Origin of the sequence: Lutibacter sp. A64 (assembly GCF_022429565.1) — a bacterium.
Classification (GTDB): domain Bacteria; phylum Bacteroidota; class Bacteroidia; order Flavobacteriales; family Flavobacteriaceae; genus Lutibacter.
Window position 1 is genome coordinate 3,008,022 of record NZ_CP092487.1, and the last position, 17,548, is coordinate 3,025,569.

At 30.2% G+C, this 17,548-nt stretch carries 18 protein-coding genes; 12 read left to right on the forward strand and 6 right to left on the reverse strand.

The genetic code is table 11. The features are described from left to right. Nucleotides 1-127: 127 nt before the first annotated feature. Entirely contained in the window at nt 128-724 is a 597-nt protein-coding gene (locus MKD41_RS12320; protein WP_240242590.1) for an HAD family hydrolase, read from the forward strand. On the opposite strand, the gene MKD41_RS12325 is transcribed toward MKD41_RS12320, so the two are convergent. From MKD41_RS12325 to MKD41_RS12340, 4 genes are all read right to left on the reverse strand, one after another. Continuing rightward, the gene (locus tag MKD41_RS12325) at nt 714-2,276 is read right to left on the reverse strand and encodes an NAD(P)/FAD-dependent oxidoreductase (RefSeq protein WP_240242591.1); all 1,563 of its coding nucleotides are present in this window, start codon (nt 2,274-2,276) and stop codon (nt 714-716) included. The genes MKD41_RS12320 and MKD41_RS12325 overlap by 11 nt on opposite strands. Nucleotides 2,277-2,437: 161 nt before the next feature. After that, the gene (locus MKD41_RS12330) at nt 2,438-4,948 is read right to left on the reverse strand and encodes a T9SS type B sorting domain-containing protein (RefSeq protein WP_240242592.1); all 2,511 of its coding nucleotides are present in this window, start codon (nt 4,946-4,948) and stop codon (nt 2,438-2,440) included. A gap of 200 nt (nt 4,949-5,148) precedes the next feature. After that, nucleotides 5,149-6,579 carry a flotillin family protein gene (locus MKD41_RS12335; protein ID WP_240242593.1) on the reverse strand — a complete coding sequence of 477 codons (1,431 nt, stop codon included), beginning with the start codon at nt 6,577-6,579 and terminating at the stop codon, nt 5,149-5,151. A 3-nt stretch (nt 6,580-6,582) separates the two neighbouring features. Then, complete coding sequence (locus MKD41_RS12340; protein WP_240242594.1) at nt 6,583-7,167, reverse strand: hypothetical protein; 585 nt, start codon at nt 7,165-7,167, stop codon at nt 6,583-6,585. A 151-nt stretch (nt 7,168-7,318) separates the two neighbouring features. On the opposite strand from MKD41_RS12340, the gene MKD41_RS12345 reads away from it, so the two are divergent. Continuing rightward, a complete protein-coding gene (locus MKD41_RS12345; protein WP_240242595.1) occupies nt 7,319-7,738 on the forward strand; it encodes an OsmC family protein in 420 nt (139 codons plus the stop codon). Between the two features lie 141 nt (nt 7,739-7,879). On the opposite strand, the gene lysM is transcribed toward MKD41_RS12345, so the two are convergent. Next, nucleotides 7,880-8,353: a peptidoglycan-binding protein LysM gene (gene lysM / locus MKD41_RS12350; RefSeq protein ID WP_240242596.1), complete on the reverse strand. Its 474-nt coding sequence runs from the start codon at nt 8,351-8,353 to the stop codon at nt 7,880-7,882. Between the two features lie 127 nt (nt 8,354-8,480). Here lysM and upp point away from each other — a divergent pair, with 127 nt between their 5' ends. Then, nucleotides 8,481-9,131, forward strand: a complete 651-nt coding sequence (gene upp / locus MKD41_RS12355; protein WP_240242597.1) for a uracil phosphoribosyltransferase — start codon at nt 8,481-8,483, stop codon at nt 9,129-9,131. Here the strand turns inward: upp and MKD41_RS12360 are convergent. Further along, the gene (locus tag MKD41_RS12360; RefSeq protein ID WP_240242598.1) at nt 9,126-10,049 is read right to left on the reverse strand and encodes a DUF6427 family protein; all 924 of its coding nucleotides are present in this window, start codon (nt 10,047-10,049) and stop codon (nt 9,126-9,128) included. The genes upp and MKD41_RS12360 overlap by 6 nt on opposite strands. Nucleotides 10,050-10,089: 40 nt before the next feature. On the opposite strand from MKD41_RS12360, the gene MKD41_RS12365 reads away from it, so the two are divergent. From MKD41_RS12365 to pgi, 9 genes are all read left to right on the forward strand, one after another. After that, nucleotides 10,090-10,287: a DUF6341 family protein gene (locus tag MKD41_RS12365; RefSeq protein WP_240242599.1), complete on the forward strand. Its 198-nt coding sequence runs from the start codon at nt 10,090-10,092 to the stop codon at nt 10,285-10,287. A 50-nt stretch (nt 10,288-10,337) separates the two neighbouring features. Then, a complete protein-coding gene (gene trmB, locus MKD41_RS12370) occupies nt 10,338-11,009 on the forward strand; it encodes a tRNA (guanosine(46)-N7)-methyltransferase TrmB (protein ID WP_240242600.1) in 672 nt (223 codons plus the stop codon). 4 nt (nt 11,010-11,013) lie between these two features. Next, nucleotides 11,014-11,628 carry a LysE family transporter gene (locus tag MKD41_RS12375; protein ID WP_240242601.1) on the forward strand — a complete coding sequence of 205 codons (615 nt, stop codon included), beginning with the start codon at nt 11,014-11,016 and terminating at the stop codon, nt 11,626-11,628. Continuing rightward, a complete protein-coding gene (locus MKD41_RS12380; protein WP_240242602.1) occupies nt 11,625-11,957 on the forward strand; it encodes an MGMT family protein in 333 nt (110 codons plus the stop codon). The genes MKD41_RS12375 and MKD41_RS12380 overlap by 4 nt, the downstream gene beginning before the upstream one ends. Nucleotides 11,958-12,071: 114 nt before the next feature. Next, nucleotides 12,072-13,199, forward strand: coding sequence for an Mrp/NBP35 family ATP-binding protein (locus MKD41_RS12385; RefSeq protein WP_240242603.1), 1,128 nt, complete (start codon nt 12,072-12,074; stop codon nt 13,197-13,199). A gap of 8 nt (nt 13,200-13,207) precedes the next feature. Continuing rightward, entirely contained in the window at nt 13,208-13,456 is a 249-nt protein-coding gene (locus tag MKD41_RS12390; protein ID WP_240245037.1) for a NifU family protein, read from the forward strand. 210 nt (nt 13,457-13,666) lie between these two features. Further along, the gene (locus tag MKD41_RS12395) at nt 13,667-14,413 is read left to right on the forward strand and encodes a DUF3108 domain-containing protein (RefSeq protein WP_371824266.1); all 747 of its coding nucleotides are present in this window, start codon (nt 13,667-13,669) and stop codon (nt 14,411-14,413) included. A 52-nt stretch (nt 14,414-14,465) separates the two neighbouring features. Further along, a complete protein-coding gene (locus MKD41_RS12400) occupies nt 14,466-15,737 on the forward strand; it encodes a peptidoglycan DD-metalloendopeptidase family protein (protein WP_240242605.1) in 1,272 nt (423 codons plus the stop codon). A 10-nt stretch (nt 15,738-15,747) separates the two neighbouring features. Next, on the forward strand, nt 15,748-17,316 hold the full coding sequence (pgi, locus tag MKD41_RS12405) for a glucose-6-phosphate isomerase (protein WP_240242606.1): 1,569 nt from the start codon (nt 15,748-15,750) through the stop codon (nt 17,314-17,316). Nucleotides 17,317-17,548 lie beyond the last annotated feature (232 nt).

A 17,548-nucleotide genomic window follows, 5' to 3' on the forward strand; every position in this document is an offset into this window, starting at 1 on the left:
TAAATTTTTTTCATTATAAATGAATAAATCTGTGAATTTAAATTAATAAAAGGATTTCGTAAAGAAACTCTAATTCATTTTTTAAAAGCAGAATATATAATTACTTTTGAAATTCAATAAAAATGAAATGATTAAAATACCAGAAAATGTTAAAGGCCTTATTTTTGATTTAGATGGAACTGTTGCAAATACCATGCAAAATCATTTCTTATCTTGGCGAACAGCTGTTTCTCCTTATGGAATAGATTTTACAGCAGCATTATTTAAATCTTTAACTGGTACACCTAGAGATGCAACCATTTTAAAGTTAAATAAATTATTTAATGTTAACATGGATCCTGTTGAAGTGGGTTCAATAAAAGGGGCTACTTTTAAAAAACTGGTACATGAAACAAAAGAAATTACTGTTGTAGCAGATGTTATTAGAGAATACCACAATGTTTTGCCAATGTCTATTGGAACTGGAAGCACCAGAAATGGTGCTAAAAAAACATTAGAAGTTATTGATATGGCACATTTTTTTGATATTGTAATTACTTCTAACGATATTGAAAATCCAAAACCACATCCAGAAACATTTTTAAAATGTGCTGAACTTATGAAAGTTGATCCAAAAGACTGTATTGTTTTTGAAGATGGAGTTTTAGGAATGCAAGCCGCTAAAACTGCCGGTATGCAAGTGATTGATGTTAACGATTATTTTAAAATGGAATTTAAGATTTAAAAGTAGCTATTGCAGCTTCGGCACAACGCTCTCCGTCCATTGCGGCAGAAACTATTCCACCAGCATAACCACCACCTTCACCACAAGGAAATAATCCGTGTAATTGGGTATGTTCTAAAGTATCTTTTCTTGGAATATTTACAGGAGATGAGGTTCTAGATTCTACACCAATTACATTAGCTTCTTCTGTATAATAACCGTGCATTTTTCTACCAAATTCTGCAAAACCTTTACGCAACCTACCGCCAATTTGTTTTGGTAAAATAGAGTGTAACGATGCTGGTTTTATTCCTGGTTGGTATGAAGTTGGGTTTAGCGTATTCGATAATTTTCCTTCAACAAAATCAGTTAAACGTTGCGCTGGAGCAACTTGTGTTTTACCTCCTGCAACCCAAGCTAATTTTTCTAAATCTTTTTGAAACTCCAATCCTTTTAACGCCCCAAATTGTTGGTATTTATGCAAATCTTTTTCGGCATTAATTTCAACTACAATACCAGAATTTGCAAATAAATTATTTCTTTTTGAAGGAGACATGCCATTTACAACAACTTCACCATTTGCAGTTGCTGCGGGAACAATAAATCCGCCAGGACACATACAAAAAGAATAAACACCTCTATCATTTACCTGATGCACTAAACTATAAGAAGCAGCGGGTAATAACTCATTTCGTTTACCTTTACAATGGTACTGAATGGAATCGATAATTTCTTGTGGATGTTCTACACGAACTCCCATTGCAAAAGACTTAGATTTTATAGCAACATTTTTTCTTTGAAGTAAATAATAGATATCTCTTGCAGAATGTCCTGTTGCCAAAATTACAGCATTAACATCTAGTTCTTTTCCATTTTTAAGTTGAATGGCTTTTAGCTTATTTTCTTTTATGGTAAAATCTACAACACGACTTTCAAAATGAATTTCACCACCATATTTTAAAATGGTTTCTCTTATATTTTTTACAACTTTAGGTAACTTATTGGTTCCAATATGTGGATGTGCATCTACCAAAATTTGATCTGTGGCTCCGTGATAAACTAGATTTTCAAAAACTCTTCTAACATCGCCACGTTTTAAACTTCGGGTGTATAATTTTCCGTCGGAATAGGTTCCTGCACCGCCTTCACCAAAACAGTAATTAGAATCTTCATCAACAATATGGAACTGATTTATTGCGCGTAAATCGCGTCTTCTATCGCGTACATTTTTTCCGCGTTCTAAAACAATTGGCTTAAAGCCTAATTCTATACAACGCAAAGCTGCATACATTCCGGCAGGGCCAAAGCCAATAATATGAATTTCTTTTGCAGAAGAAACGTCTTTATATTCAAATGTATAATCTGAAGTTTTTGGTTGTGCTTCATTAATATAAACAGCTAGTTTGTAATTAAAGATAATTGCTGCTTTTCTGGCATCAATAGATTTTCGCAATACTTTTACAGAATTAATACTTTTGTTATCAATTTTTAGTTGTTGCGCAGCCTTTATTAATAGAATACCTTCTTTAGTGGCTTCTTTAATTGGCATTCTAATTTGAATTTCTTTTACCATTGCAGCAAAACTACTTAAAATTAATTCAATATTGATTTAAGATTTTGATTTTGTTAAATTTAGGGTAACTTTAGATTGAGAGATTTTTGAGAAAAATATAATTATTGATACTAATAAAAAAAGATTCCTGCCTACGTAGGAGTGACAGTTTTCTTATTCAATTACTTTCTAATTAAACTAAAATGCCCTTGTTTACTTCTAATATTTCCGTTTTTATCTCTTAATTCAACAGTAAACCAATAATCTGTTGAAGGTAACTCACGTCCATTATATAATCCATTCCAGCTTTCAAGAATTGGATTTATTTGAGCGATTAATTTTCCATATCTATCAAAAATAGTAAGCAAAGAATTTGGGTAAAAATCACGATTTATTCCAATAATATTCCAAGTATCATTAGAGCCATCATTGTTTGGTGTAAAAAATTTTGGATAACCTATAATTGAAACTTCCAATGATACGGTTTTACAATTATTGGTATCTCTAACGTATAATGTGTGAATTCCTGCGGGTATATTATCAAAAAAAGGTTTTTCTTGAAATGGACCAAATTCGTTATTTAAAGAATATTCATAATCGTATTCTCCTAAATTGTTGTTGGCATTGTTTATTGTTATTGAATTATTATTTGAATCATCAACAATAATTAAATCATCTAAACTTATATTAGCTCCTTTAGATTCTTCAACAATACTAGTTCTAGGCAACGATTCGCAACCTAAATTAGAAGTTGCAATTACTGTGTAAACTCCACTTGTTGAAACTTCAAGAGTGTTTTCAGTATTTAAGGTTTCGTTGTTATTATTAGTCCAAACATAACTATAGGTATCTAAGTTATTAAAAGGTTCTAAAGTAATTGTAGAAGGATTATCTAAACAGATTACTTCATTAGTTTTTACTTCAAATTCTGGTAAGGGATTTACAATTAAAGTTAAATATTCACCAATGCCATAACAGTTTCCATTTTCAGAGTTTTCAATCCGTACAAATAGTGTTTCAGAATATGCATTTTTATTAATGTAATTTGTTTGCGATGTAATTTCGTTCTTTTTTAAAAGCGCGTCTTCTTCATTTTTAAAATAATGCACACTTAAATTTTGATTTGGTAATTTGTTGAGAATTCTTGTGGTTGCTTCTGTTAAATTGAATGCAAAATAACCATCATTTTCTCCATAGTTATCGCATGCTATTAACGTTTCCATAAAACCTGGTGGTAAAGAGGTTGTGGAAACTGCCAATGTAATGGTTGAAACTTCAAAACAGCCTAGATTGTTCTCAACGCGTGCATAAACAGTATTGTTAATAGCGTTTTTATTATTAAAAGAATCTGGGTTAAAGGCGTTATCTCCTGTGTTTGCATCTTCTTTTGAATAATGAAAAGAGATGGTGTAATTATTAGTAGAATTATTAATTTGTTCAATGGCATTACTTAAATTAAAATTTGTAAATCCATCTGGGTTTCCATCTTCATCACAATTTTTTATAGTGATGTTTTTTTTAATATCTGGAAGTGGGTGTACAGTGGCAGTAATTGCTGTTCTTTCACCAGAAGTACAGCTTTTAGGTGTAATATAAAATGTAGTAGTCTCAGTTATAGTGGGTGTATAAGTATTCTTTGAACTTAGAGGGGTTGAACTTGTTTCAGAATCAAACCAAAGTACGTCGCCATTACTAGATTTTGCTGATAAAATAACTTCACCAGCTCCGCAACGTTCATAAGTTGTAGTATCTAAAATTTCTGCAACAGTTAAAGTGGTTTCATTTTCACCAAAGTCTACAACTGAATCTCCTGGCATTCCACCATATTCAACAATATACCCTTTGATTTTTGAGTCATAATTAGGATAATCATTCCATTTGCCACTTTCATACACATGTCCATAATTTTCTTCGCCATAAATATTGGCATTTGGGTAATCGTTTGGTTCTTGATTATCCCAGTTTTCATACATACCTGAAACAACAGATCCAGTATACAATCCATTCCAGAAAATAGTTCCAGCTTCAGGACCTGTAACCCATTTCCAAACGCCTTCAGACGTTGCATCGCTGCACCCTATCCAACCTTGCCCAGTAGCTTGTTCACCTGCAAGTTGTGCTTCTTCGGCAGAAGTAAGGGTTGCTAAATAGCCTTGTAAGCCGTAATAATTTAATGTTTCAGCTTTAGCTTTAGCATCTTTCCAGGTAATATTGTTTGCACTAATGTATTCGTAATAGTGCCCCGTTGAAGGTAAGTAATTTTTTTCATCAACAGTAAAAGAGAATTTTTTAGTGCCAGAAACTTTGTTGTTTAAGCTATAGAAAACAACATCTTTTGCTGCGTCAATTAAGTTGTTTAAAGCTTCCGAGCCCGTTTTTGAAGAGGTTAAGGTTAATTTTCCTTCAGAAACATTAAAAGAATCGGTTATATTTGGGTGATTTCCACTTAATTTTAATTTGTCGTTATTTTTATCGTAGCCTTCTGAAATTTGAATAAATAATTTTAGAATCTCAATATTGTTAGGGTTTGAAATATTAAATGAAGTTACGATTGGAGTTTCTGTTGCAGCACAAAAGAACGAATCTCCAACAGCTTCCATTTGTGGAGGTGTATCAGCTTGACACCAAGCCTTAAAACAAAAGGAGTTAAAGAAAATAAGTAATAGTATAAAATTAAAAAGTTTAAAACGCATCTACCTTGTATTAAAACAATATAATTGTAAAATAACAAATTTAATGTTAAAAGCGATAATAATTTATGTTGAGTTTTAATTAAAAATTAGAATGCAAATTAAAATAGCAATTGCACCAAAACTCATAAATTTAATTAAAAAAAAGCTGTTTAGAACTTTAAATCATCTAAACAGCTTTTACAGTTCTATTTTAGAATTAATTATTCTTCTTTATCTGTAGTAGGCTTTGGGGTGTTTTCTTCAGTTGATTTAGTTTCTTCAACGTCTTCACCTTTTAAATAATTTGGTAATTGCATACCTGCCATATTAAACATTTCTTGTAAAGGTGGAACAGATTTATACATTCCAGAAATAAAGTTAGAGGTAGATGTTTTACCATTTTTTCCACCTCCGTTTTCCCAAACAGTAACTTTATCAATTTTAATATTTTTAATAGCTTCGGCTTGTGTTTTAACCAATTCAGGTAATTTATCAGCAACTAATAAAAGTACGGCATCTTTAGAGTTATTGCCGGCAGCTTTTACAATTTGATCTAAACCTTGTGCTTGTTTTGTAAGTATTTCGTACAATCCTTTTGCTTCGGCTTCTTTTTTCATAAAAATTGCATCTGCCTGACCTTTTGCTATACGTCTTATTTGTTCAGCTTCAGCTTCAGCATCTATTTCTATTTTTTGCTTATCAATTTTAGCAGGAACAATAATATCTGCACCTTGTTCAGCTTCTTTGCGTTTTGCTCTGGCTTCTTCAGCAATTTTTTCGGCAGCATAGGCTTCTTCTAATGCTTTTGCAGCTTGTACTTTTTCGGCAGCGTTTGCAATTCTTTCAGCTTCAGCTTCACGCGATCTTCTGTCTGCATTTGAATTAGCAACTTGAACTTTTGCAGTATTTTCACCGTGTACAGCGTTTGCATCTGCAGCGGCAACTTGAATACGTTGATCTTGTAATGCATTAGCTTCACCAATAGATCCATCTCTAACTTTTTGGGCAACAGAAACTTTAGCTTCGTTTATTGCTTTTGCAGCAGCTTCTTTACCTAATGCTTCAATATATCCAGATTCATCGTGGATATCTGTAATGTTTACGTTGATTAATTTTAAACCAACTTTTTTTAATTCGGCTTCTACACTGTGTGTAATGTGTGATAAAAATTGATCTCTATCCGAGTTAATTTCTTCAATATCCATTGAGGCAACCACTAAACGTAACTGACCAAAAATAATTTCTTGAGCTAAATCTTGTACGGCATCTAAACTTAAACCTAATAAACGTTCGGCGGCATTTTGCATAACACTTGGTTCGGTTGAAATACCAATTGTAAATCTTGAAGGTACGTTTACACGAATATTTTGTTTACTTAATGCATTTGTTAAATTTACTTCAATAGACATTGGCGTTAAATCTAAAAACTCGTAATCTTGAATTATTGGCCAAATAAATGCAGCACCACCGTGAACACATTTAGCCGATTGTCCGCCTCCAGTTTTTCCATACACAACTAAAATTCTATCAGAAGGACAACGTTTGTACCTTCTAATCATAGAGAAAAAGAAGACGACTAAAATAAAAATTACAGCTCCAACCAAGTAAACACCAGTTGCTGCCGATTGTAAGGGTAAAAATAATAGATTCATGGTTTAATTTTTTTGTGTTAATTTTTGTACTAATAATATTTCGGCACTTACAATCTCAATTACTTTAACCATTGTGCCTGTTTTTAATTCTTCATCATTATCGGTAATTGCTTCTAATTCTCGTAAGCTACCTTGTACTTTAATTTGTACTTTTCCCATTTTAGAGCGGTTTGCACCAATTGGTAAATATACTTCGCAAATTACGCCAACTGCATTTTTTATTTTTAAAGTTCCAGATTCTGCTAAATTATGCATCCAAAAGAATAATAAGGAGGTTAAAACCATCATTAATAAACCGGCAAAAGATGAAATTATTAAAGTTGGAATTGTAGATAAACCTTCATTAATACAAACAATACCTGTCCAACCAAAAATGGTAAAAAAACCAACTAGACCTTTAAATGTAAAAAATTGAAATCCCACACCGCCATCATCAGCTACAAAATCATCTGCATCTGCTTCCATATCGGAATCTCCTCCGCCAATAAAAGTCAAAATAAAAATTATCAAAAAAATTGTAGAACCTATTAAAGCAACCATCCAATAGGTTTGTTCTAGAGTTGACATTCCTTCAAAAAATTCTTTCATAAAATACAATTTTAAATATGTAACCCAATATACTAATTATTGATTGAATTACAGGTAATTATTTATGCTAAAATATAAGTTGTTGTTTTGTTAAGAATGTTACGCTTCAATACTAAAAATCTTTTAAATTTGTGTTTATAAATTTATAGATATGACAAATAAAATTGAAGTTAGTTGGAAAGGGCAAATGCTTTTTGAGTCTGTTGCTCCAGAAGGTTCTGTAATGATTGATGCTGCCGAAGAGGTTGGCGGACAGGGAAAAGGTTTGCGACCAAAAGCAATGATGTTAACTGCATTAGCAGGTTGTACAGCAATGGATGTTGCTTCTTTGCTTAAAAAAATGCGTGCTGAAGTGGATGATTTTAAAATTGGAGTTGAAGCTAGTTTAACAGATGAACATCCTAAAACTTACAAAGAAGTAAAAGTTACTTATAAATTTTATGGAAGTGATTTTAAAAAAGATAAAATAGAAAAATCTGTAAATCTTTCGGTAGATCGCTATTGTGGTGTGTTTGAAATGTTCCGTCAGTTTTCAGATATCTCTCACGAAATAGTTTATATAGAACAATAATAAAATGGTTTCTACCTATGTGTAGAAGTAATTTTTATGTATTAAAAATAAGAAACCCAAACAGCTTATATAAGCTGTTTGGGTTTTTAATGTTAAATTTTACCATTTATTGTTTATGAATTTTAAATGGTTTTAAAATTTTTAATCTAAAGCAGGTATTCTTAATACTTGACCAGGATAAATTTTATCTGGATCTGTAAGCATTGGTTTATTTGCTTCAAAAATTACAGGATATTTCATTGCATCTCCATAATATTTTTTAGCAATTTTGCTTAAATAATCACCTTTTACTACTGTATGAAATTGCGCTTCAGGTTCTGGAACTTCTACAGTCATTTTGTCATCAACGGTTGCTATACCTTCAGTATTTCCTAATACCAAAATCACTTTTTCGCGAGTTGCCTGAGAATCTGCTTGTCCCCAAACGCTTGCATTGTCTCCATTAACTTCTACATTTAAATCTTTTACTTTTAGCCCTAAAGTTTCAATAGCATTAGAAAGTTTTGTTGCTTTTTCTTTTGCAATAGCTACTGCATCGGCAGCTTCTTCAGCAGTAGTTTTACCAATGCCAAATACTTTAGCACCAGCGTCTTTAATAAATGAAAATAATCCCATGTTCTTTTTCTTTTTTTTAATTAATTATTAATTTACAAAATTCAAGATGAAATATACAAAAATTAAACCAAACCTTTCGTTTAAATTCTCGTTTTAAAGTTTTATTTTTGCATAAAACACCTCATATATGATTGTCAATATATTAGATTCAAAAAAATCAATATTAAATAAATTTATTTCTGAGATAAGAGATGTGTCAGTTCAAAAAGATTCTATGCGCTTTAGACGAAATATAGGTAGAGTTGGTGAAATAATTGCATATAAAATAAGTCAGACATTAACTTTTGAAAAAAATACAGTTACTACACCTTTAGGAACTAAAATAGTAGACACTCCAAAAAATGATATTGTTTTATGTTCTATTTTAAGAGCAGGAATACCTTTACATGATGGATTGTTAAATTATTTTGATGATGCAGAAAATGCTTTTATCTCGGCATATAGAAAGCAACGAAATGATAAAGAATTTGATATTGAAGTAGAATATTTTGCTTCTCCTAATTTAGACAATAAAACTTTAATTTTAGCCGACCCAATTTTAGCAACCGGTCAATCTTTGGTTGCTGTTTTTGAAGGTTTAAAAAAACACGGTACTCCAAAAGAAATTCATTTAGCTTGTGTAATTGGTGCTACAGAAGGTATTGAATATGTTAAAGAACACTTTCCTGCAGATACTAAATTATGGATTGGTACTGTTGACGAAAAATTAAATAGCCATGGATATATTGTTCCTGGTTTAGGTGATGCTGGAGATTTAGCCTTTGGTGTAAAATTATAATAAATACACCACTACTGAAGTTATAAAAAAGGTGTATAAAACTAAGTTTTTAAATACTTTAGAAGTACTTTTTTGTATTAAATTAGCAATTATTATTCCAGCAGGAAATAATAAGAAAAACACTTCTGAGCCATCTTTGGTAGGAGAAAGTAATACTATAGCTGTTGAAATAATAAGATGATTTATAATAACTTGAAATGCAGATTTAAAAGTATTATTAACCAATAATACTTTTGGTGTTAAAAAAGCAAGGCTCCATAATAAAAGAGTTATTAATATAGATATTGGTATTAAATATTTTAAATTGTTATAGATATAATAATTAAAACTGTACTCTAAAATTAACTTATTGTAAAATACATCTAGACTTTCGAAATAAAAATGATAGGTGAAAAAAACAATAATAGGAAACAAAAATCCAATAATAGGTATTGCCAAATTTTTTAAAGTGATTTTATTGTAGAGAAACATAGCTACATATATGAATATTAAAAATAAGATACTCCAAGAATATAAAATAGCAGAAATACCAATCCAAAAACCAGCATCAAATAATTTGCCCTTTGTGTTTAATGAAGATTTTAAACTATAAATTTTTCTAAAAGCAAAAAGCAATAGTAAGTTGGTAAAAAACAAGTTTAGATGAAACATTGTTTGGTAGAAACTAGCCATTAATAAAATAATTATTAGTACTGCGTACGAATTATCTTCTGTAAGGTTATTTTTTTTTAAAATAAAATTAATGGTCAGTAACATAAAAATAAATCCAATTAAAGTGGCTAAAACAGTACCTAAAAAAGAAATTGAGAAACCTGTTGTATTGAATAAAAATGTAGCTGTTAAATAGAATATTGCAAAGAGCAATAGCAGGTTAACAATTATTACGGGTTTAGATTTATTAAAAAAATTTGCTATCATTACTATATTTCATACTTTTGCCTGTAAATATAATTAAGAAATGATTGCAAACAATATTTTTAAGGCGATAGGTGATTTTTTTACAGATGTTTTATTTGCGCCATACCATAGTATTAGAGCCATGGACAATTGGTGGGCTCAAAACACTATAAGTTGGGTTTTTATTATTATTGTCTTTATGGCCTTTTTATATTGGCTTGGAGAAATAAGAAAATACAAAAAAGCTGGAAACGAGTAATTTCTGTTCCTAATTTATTTTAATTTTCCTTTTAAAACACACTACTAACTGTGGGAAGCAAAAACAAACTAAAAAGATTTCGTGAAAACGAAACATTTTCTAATGTAATTCAACCAACGCGAGAAGAAATACTTGAAGGCTTTTCAAAAAAAGGAAACTGGCAAGAATTTTTTAATAACAATAATCCAATAGTTTTAGAATTAGGTTGTGGTAAAGGTGAATATACAATTGCATTAGCACGTAAAAATCCTGAGATAAATTATATTGGTATAGATTTAAAAGGTGCGCGTTTTTGGCGTGGTGCTAAAACTGCTTTAGAAGAAAATTTACCCAATGTTGCCTTTATTAGAACTCAAATTGAGCTAATAGATTTGTTATTTGCTGAAAACGAAGTATCAGAAATTTGGATAACATTTCCAGATCCTCAAATAAAATATACGCGTACAAAACATAGGTTAACCAACGCCGAGTTTTTAAAAAAGTATCATAAAGTTTTAAAACCTAGAGGCTTTGTAAATTTAAAAACCGATAGTGAGTTTATGCATGGGTATACCTTAGGCTTATTACACGGTCAAGGACAAGAAATAGTCTATGCACATCACGATATATATAAAAATGCTCATTCACCTAAAGAAGTTGTTGAAACACAAACTTTTTACGAAAATCAATATTTAGAACAGCAAAAACCTATTACTTATATTCAATTTAGATTAAATTATTAATATTATGGTGCTACAATTTATTTTAGGGTTTTTAACCTCTTTTGTAGCGGCTACACCTCCTGGTTTATTAAATTTAACCTCTTTAAAAATTAGTTTAGAAAAAGGAAGACGAAAAAGTTATCATTTTGCTTTTGGTGTTACTTTTATTATTTTTATTCAAACATATATTTCATTAGTTTTTATAAATTACCTTCATAATACATCTTTTGTTGGAACATCTTTTCAACAAATTGCGGTAATTCTATTTGCGTTCCTTTCTATGTTCTTTTTATACAAAGGAATAAAAGAGAAAAAAACACAAAAAATAAAAAAATCGAAAGTTAAAAACAGTTTTACGCTTGGTATAATTTTATCATCTGTAAATCTATTGGCAATTCCTTATTATTGCAGCGTTGGAAGTGCGTTAAAATCAAACGGATGGATGGATCTTACACAAATAAATATTTTAATTTTTGTGCTAGGTTCTGGAATTGGAACTTTTTCTTTGTTAAGTATTTATAACAATTCAGCTAGATTAATTCAAAAGAAAATGGGTATAATCTCTAGAAATATCAATTTTGTTTTAGCTGGAATTACAGGTCTAATTGCGCTTATAACATTAATTCAATTACTAAATTGAAAGAGACTGATAATTTTTTCGATAAAGTTTATAAAGTAGCTGAACAAATTCCGTTTGGGCGTGTTACAAGTTATGGAGCAATTGCAAAATATTTGGGAGCTGCACGTTCGGCTAGAATGGTTGGTTGGGCTATGAATGCATCTCATAATAATCAACAAGTCCCAGCCCATAGAGTTGTAAACAGAAAAGGTTTATTAACAGGAAAACACCATTTTGATGGCACCAATTTAATGCAGCAATTATTAGAAAGCGAGGGTGTTAAAGTTGTTGATAACCAAATTCAAAATTTTGATACTGTTTTTTGGGATCCATTTGAGGAATTATCCTAAATATTTATCTTAAAACACAGTGTAACATCTGCGGCATTACTTTTTAATACAAGTCTTTTTATATTCACCTGAACTCTGTATCTTTGTTGTTTAGAATGATTTTATATAAAAATTATGGCTTATAATAAAAAAGATATCACAAAAGCACTTGAAACTATAACAGCACCCGGAGAAGGTAAAAGTTTAGTTGAAAGCGGAGCAGTTAAAAATATTGTTACTTTTGATAAAGAAATTATTGTAGATGTAACTATTAGTAACCCTACACTACAAGCAAAAAAGAAAGTTGAAGTTGAAATTATGAAAGCTGTTCACCAATATGTGGATCAAAAAGCCGACGTAAAAGTAAATGTTACTTCAGAAGCACCACCGGTAGCGCCGTTAAAACCAGAAAAACCAAAAGTTCCTGGAATTAAAAATATTATTGCAGTTGCCTCTGGAAAAGGAGGTGTAGGAAAATCTACAATTACTGCAAATATGGCGATTTCATTGCAAAAAATGGGCTTTAAAGTAGGTATTTTAGATGCCGATATTTATGGACCATCAATACATTTAATGTATGATGTAGCAAATGCAAGACCGTTATCTACCGAAATTGAAGGTCGTTCAAAAATGTTACCAATAGAAAGTTACGGCGTAAAAATACTTTCATTAGGTTTCTTTACAGATGCAAATCAAGCCGTAATTTGGCGTGGAGCAATGGCTTCAAAAGCATTAAACCAAATGATTTTTGATGCGTATTGGGGCGAATTAGATTTTCTTTTAATTGATTTACCTCCTGGAACAGGAGATATTCACTTATCAATTGTGCAAGCAGTTCCAATAACAGGTGCTGTAATTGTAAGTACACCTCAAAATATTGCTTTAGCAGATGCTAAAAAAGGAGTGGCAATGTTTAAACAAGAAGCTATTAACGTACCTGTATTAGGTATAGTTGAAAATATGAGTTACTTTACACCAGCAGAATTACCAGATAATAAATATTATATTTTTGGAAAAGATGGTGCAAAAAACTTAGCAGAAGATATTGATACCGAATTTTTAGGTGAAGTGCCATTGGTACAAAGTATTAGAGAAGCAGGTGATGTTGGTCATCCAGTTGCTCTACAAGACAATACACCTTTAGAAAATGCGTTTACCACAATAACTAAAAATGCTTTATCTCAATTGGTAAAAAGAAATAAAAATTTACCTCCTACAGAAGTAGTAAGAATATCGACCATGAGTGGTTGTAGTACAAGTTAATTATGAAAATGAATCCAGAAGAACTAAAAGAAAACGTAGAAAATGCGTTACAAGAAATAAGGCCATATTTAGAAGCTGACGGCGGAAACATCTCTTTGGTAGAAATTACTGAAGATACAGTAAGTGTTCAATTAGAAGGGGCTTGTTTAGGTTGTTCTGTAAATCAAATGACTCTAAAAAATGGAGTTGAAGCCACCATAATTAAACATGCTCCTCAAATAAAAAGAGTGATAGAAATTAATGGTATTAAATTTTAAACAAGAGTACGTGAGCAATCCTATTCTAGTTTATTTACGATACCTTTAAAATAACAAAATTAATAAAAGCTTAACTATTAAACGTTTGGCTTTTATTATTTTTGGAACAGATATTGTATTTCACTAAAGAAACAAATTAGTATTATCCCAATGAAAAAATATATTTTTATACTATTCCTTCTGATTTTTACTATATCGCATAGTCAAACGGTGAAATTTGATACTGAAAAGCCAGAAAAAAAACTCGCATTTCAAGGTGGAGAATGGCTAAAGTTTAGAATGAGTTATAGTAACTTTTTTAATGCGGGCTATTCTACAATTGAAGTTAAAAACACTAAAAACTTAGGTAAAGATGCTTTTCATATTATTGGAAAAGGTAAATCTACCGGGCTTTTAAGTTTACTGTTTAAAGTTAAAGACGATTATCAAACATTTATTTATAAAGAAACATTAAAGCCTTATCGATTTATTAGAAAAATTGACGAAGGAGGTTATACAAAAGATAAAGAAATTACGTTTGATTATGACACAAAACAGGCAATAGTAAAAAATAACAAGAAAAACACAGAAACTAAGCATCCAATAAATGATGAAATTCAAGACATCCTTTCTTCACTTTATTTTTTAAGAAATCAAAAATTAAATAATTTAAAAGTTGGTCAAGAAATAGAATTATTAATGTTTTTTGATCAAGAAATTCATAATTTTAAATTGCTTTTTTTAGGAAAAGAAGTGATAAATACTAAGTTTGGTAAAATTAACTCTTTAGCTTTTAGACCTATGGTACAAGCAGGTAGAGTTTTTAAAGAACAAGAAAGTGTTACTGTTTGGGTAAGTGATGATGATAATAAAATTCCATTGAGAATTAAAGCATCACTTGCGGTTGGATCTCTTAGGGCAGATTTAGATGCTTTTAAAGGATTAGCGCATCCTTTTAACATTATTTTTGACAATTAAATTGTACTTTTGTGTTTTATTTTTTAATTCAAATAAAAATCCAAATAAAACATTGAAAAAACTAATTACATTTATACTATTTGCAGTATTAATTTCTTGTAAAGAAAATAAACCAGAAGTAGTTAATATTCCTAAAAAAGTAGCACCAGTAGTTGTAGAAGAATTTGGGTTTAAATTAAACGATTATAAAGTAATAAATGACACTATTAAATCTGGTGAAAATTTTAGTGAAATTTTAGATAGACACCGTATAGCATACCCAAAAGTATTAGAAATTGTAAATAAAATTAAAGATACTTTTAATGTTAGAAAAATAAAAAGTGGAATTCCTTATACCATTTTAGCAAAAAACGATTCTACCGAGCAAGCACAAGTTTTTATTTATCAGCATTCAAAAGTTAGATATACAGTAATAGATTTTAAAGATTCTATTACAACCGCATATAATGGTCAAAAACCAGTAAGAAAAGAATTAAAGACTGCTTCGGGTATTATTACCAATAACCTTTCACAAACTATGGATGATTTAGGTTATAGTTCTTATTTAACATCAAAAATGGCAGATCAAATCTATGCTTGGACCATAGATTTTTCGAGACTTCAAAAAAACGATAAATTTAAAATTATATACGAACAATTATATATAAATGATACTGTTCCTGTTGGAATAGGAGAGGTTAAAGCTTCCTTTTTTGAACATGGTGGTAAACCATTTTATGCATTTCAATTTGTTGCCGATACAACTTTAAATATTCCAGATTATTTTGATGATGAAGCCAATAATTTACGTCGTCAATTTTTAAAAATGCCGATTCAATTTGGAAGACTTTCATCTCGGTATAATTTAAAACGAAGAATTGCTTTTTACGGAAATAAAATTAGACCACACTTGGGTACTGATTTTGCCGCTCCAATTGGAACGCCAATTATGGCTACGGCAAATGGTGTTGTAACAGAATCTCGTAGAAAAGGAGGAAATGGTAATTATGTAAAAATTCGTCATAATAGTACTTATAGCACGCAATATTTACATATGAGTAAACGAAAAGTTAAAGTTGGTGATGTTGTAAAACAAGGAGATGTTATTGGATTAATTGGTATGACAGGGAATACCTCTGGGCCGCACGTTTGTTATCGTTTTTGGAAAAATGGTAAGCAGGTAGACCCATTAAAACAAGAGTTGCCAGCTGCAGAACCTATGAAAGATGCTATGAAACCTACTTATTTTAATTTTATAGAGCCTCTAAAAAAAGAATTAGATGCTATAGAATACCCAGAAATGAGTAATGTTGTAGTTGAACAAGAAGAAGAATTAAATTCATAAATTAATACTGATGAAAAATATAAACCCTACTGAAACTAATGCTTGGAAAAAACTTACTAACCATTATAATGCAGTAAAAGACCTTCATTTAAAGTCGCTTTTTAACGATGACGCTACTAGAAAAGAAACATTTACACTTAATTTTAACGAGTTTGAATTTGACTTTTCTAAAAACAGGATAACCAAAGAAACTATAGAATACCTTTTAGAATTAGCAAATGAGTCTGATTTAAAAAGTGCTATGGATGCTTATTTTTCTGGAGAAAAAATTAATGAAACCGAAAAAAGAGCTGTATTACATACTGCTTTAAGAAATCAAACAGCAACAGAGATTTTAGTTGATGGTAAAAATGTAATGCCAGAAGTAAAAGAAACACTAAGTAAAATGGAATTTTTTACTAATAAAGTTGTTTCTGGTGAATGGAAAGGGTATACAAATAAATCTATTACAGATGTTGTAAATATTGGTATTGGAGGATCAGATTTAGGACCTGATATGGTTGTAGAATCATTAAAATATTATAAAAATCATTTAAATGTACATTTTGTTTCAAATATAGATGGAGACCATGTTCAAGAAACTATCAAAAATCTAAACCCTGAAACTACCTTGTTTGTAATTGTTTCAAAAACATTTACCACGCAAGAAACCTTAACAAATGCTACCACTATAAAAAAATGGTTTTTACAAACTGCTTCAGAAAAAGATGTTGCTAAACACTTTGTTGCAGTTTCAACAAACTTAAAAACAGTTAGTGAATTTGGAATTGATAGCGATAATATTTTTACAATGTGGGACTGGGTTGGTGGTCGTTTTTCATTGTGGAGCACTGTTGGACTTACTATTAGTTTAGCTGTAGGATTCCAAAATTTTAAAGACCTATTAATTGGTGCTTTTGAAATGGATGAATACTTTAAAAATACACCTTTTGAAAAAAATGCGCCTGTTATTTCAAGTTTAATTGGTATTTGGTACACTAATTTTTTCGAAAGTGAAAGCGAAGTTATTTTACCATACTCTCAATACTTAAGTAAACTTGCACCATACTTGCAACAGGCTATTATGGAAAGTAATGGTAAAAGTGTTGATAGAAACGGAAACCGTGTTAACTATCAAACAGGAAATATTATTTGGGGAAGCCCTGGTACAAACTCTCAACATGCTTTTATGCAATTGTTGCACCAAGGAACTAAATTAATACCTGCAGATTTTATTGGATTTAAAGAGTCGCTTTATGGAAATACTGAACACCATACTAAATTAATGGCTAATTTCTATGGCCAAACACAAGCTTTGGCTGAAGGAAAAACTAAAGAAGAAGCACATTTAGATTTAAAAACACAGGGTAAAATTGATGAAATTGAAACATTGCTTCCATTTAAAGTTTTTGAAGGAAACAAACCAAGTACTAGTATTTTAATAGATAAATTAACACCAAAAACCTTAGGTGGTTTAATTGCGTTTTATGAACATAAAATATTTATTCAAGGTATTATTTGGAATATTTACAGTTTCGATCAATTTGGAGTAGAACTAGGGAAAGAATTAGCACATAAAAATCTTCAAAAAAACAACTAAAATATAAAGGAAAATAATTTTACATCCTTTCTAGGTTTAAAAGCTGTCTAAAAAGCAAATTTTCATCTGTCTGAACTTATTTTCAGAATAATGAATTTTTATATTTTTTAGACAGCTTTCTAATTTTAGAAAAAATCTGTTATTTTAACCTTAAAAATTAGATTTTACGATATACTGAACTAAAAAAAAGGGGAATAAATACATTCTAAAGAAGAATTTATTAGAAAAATAA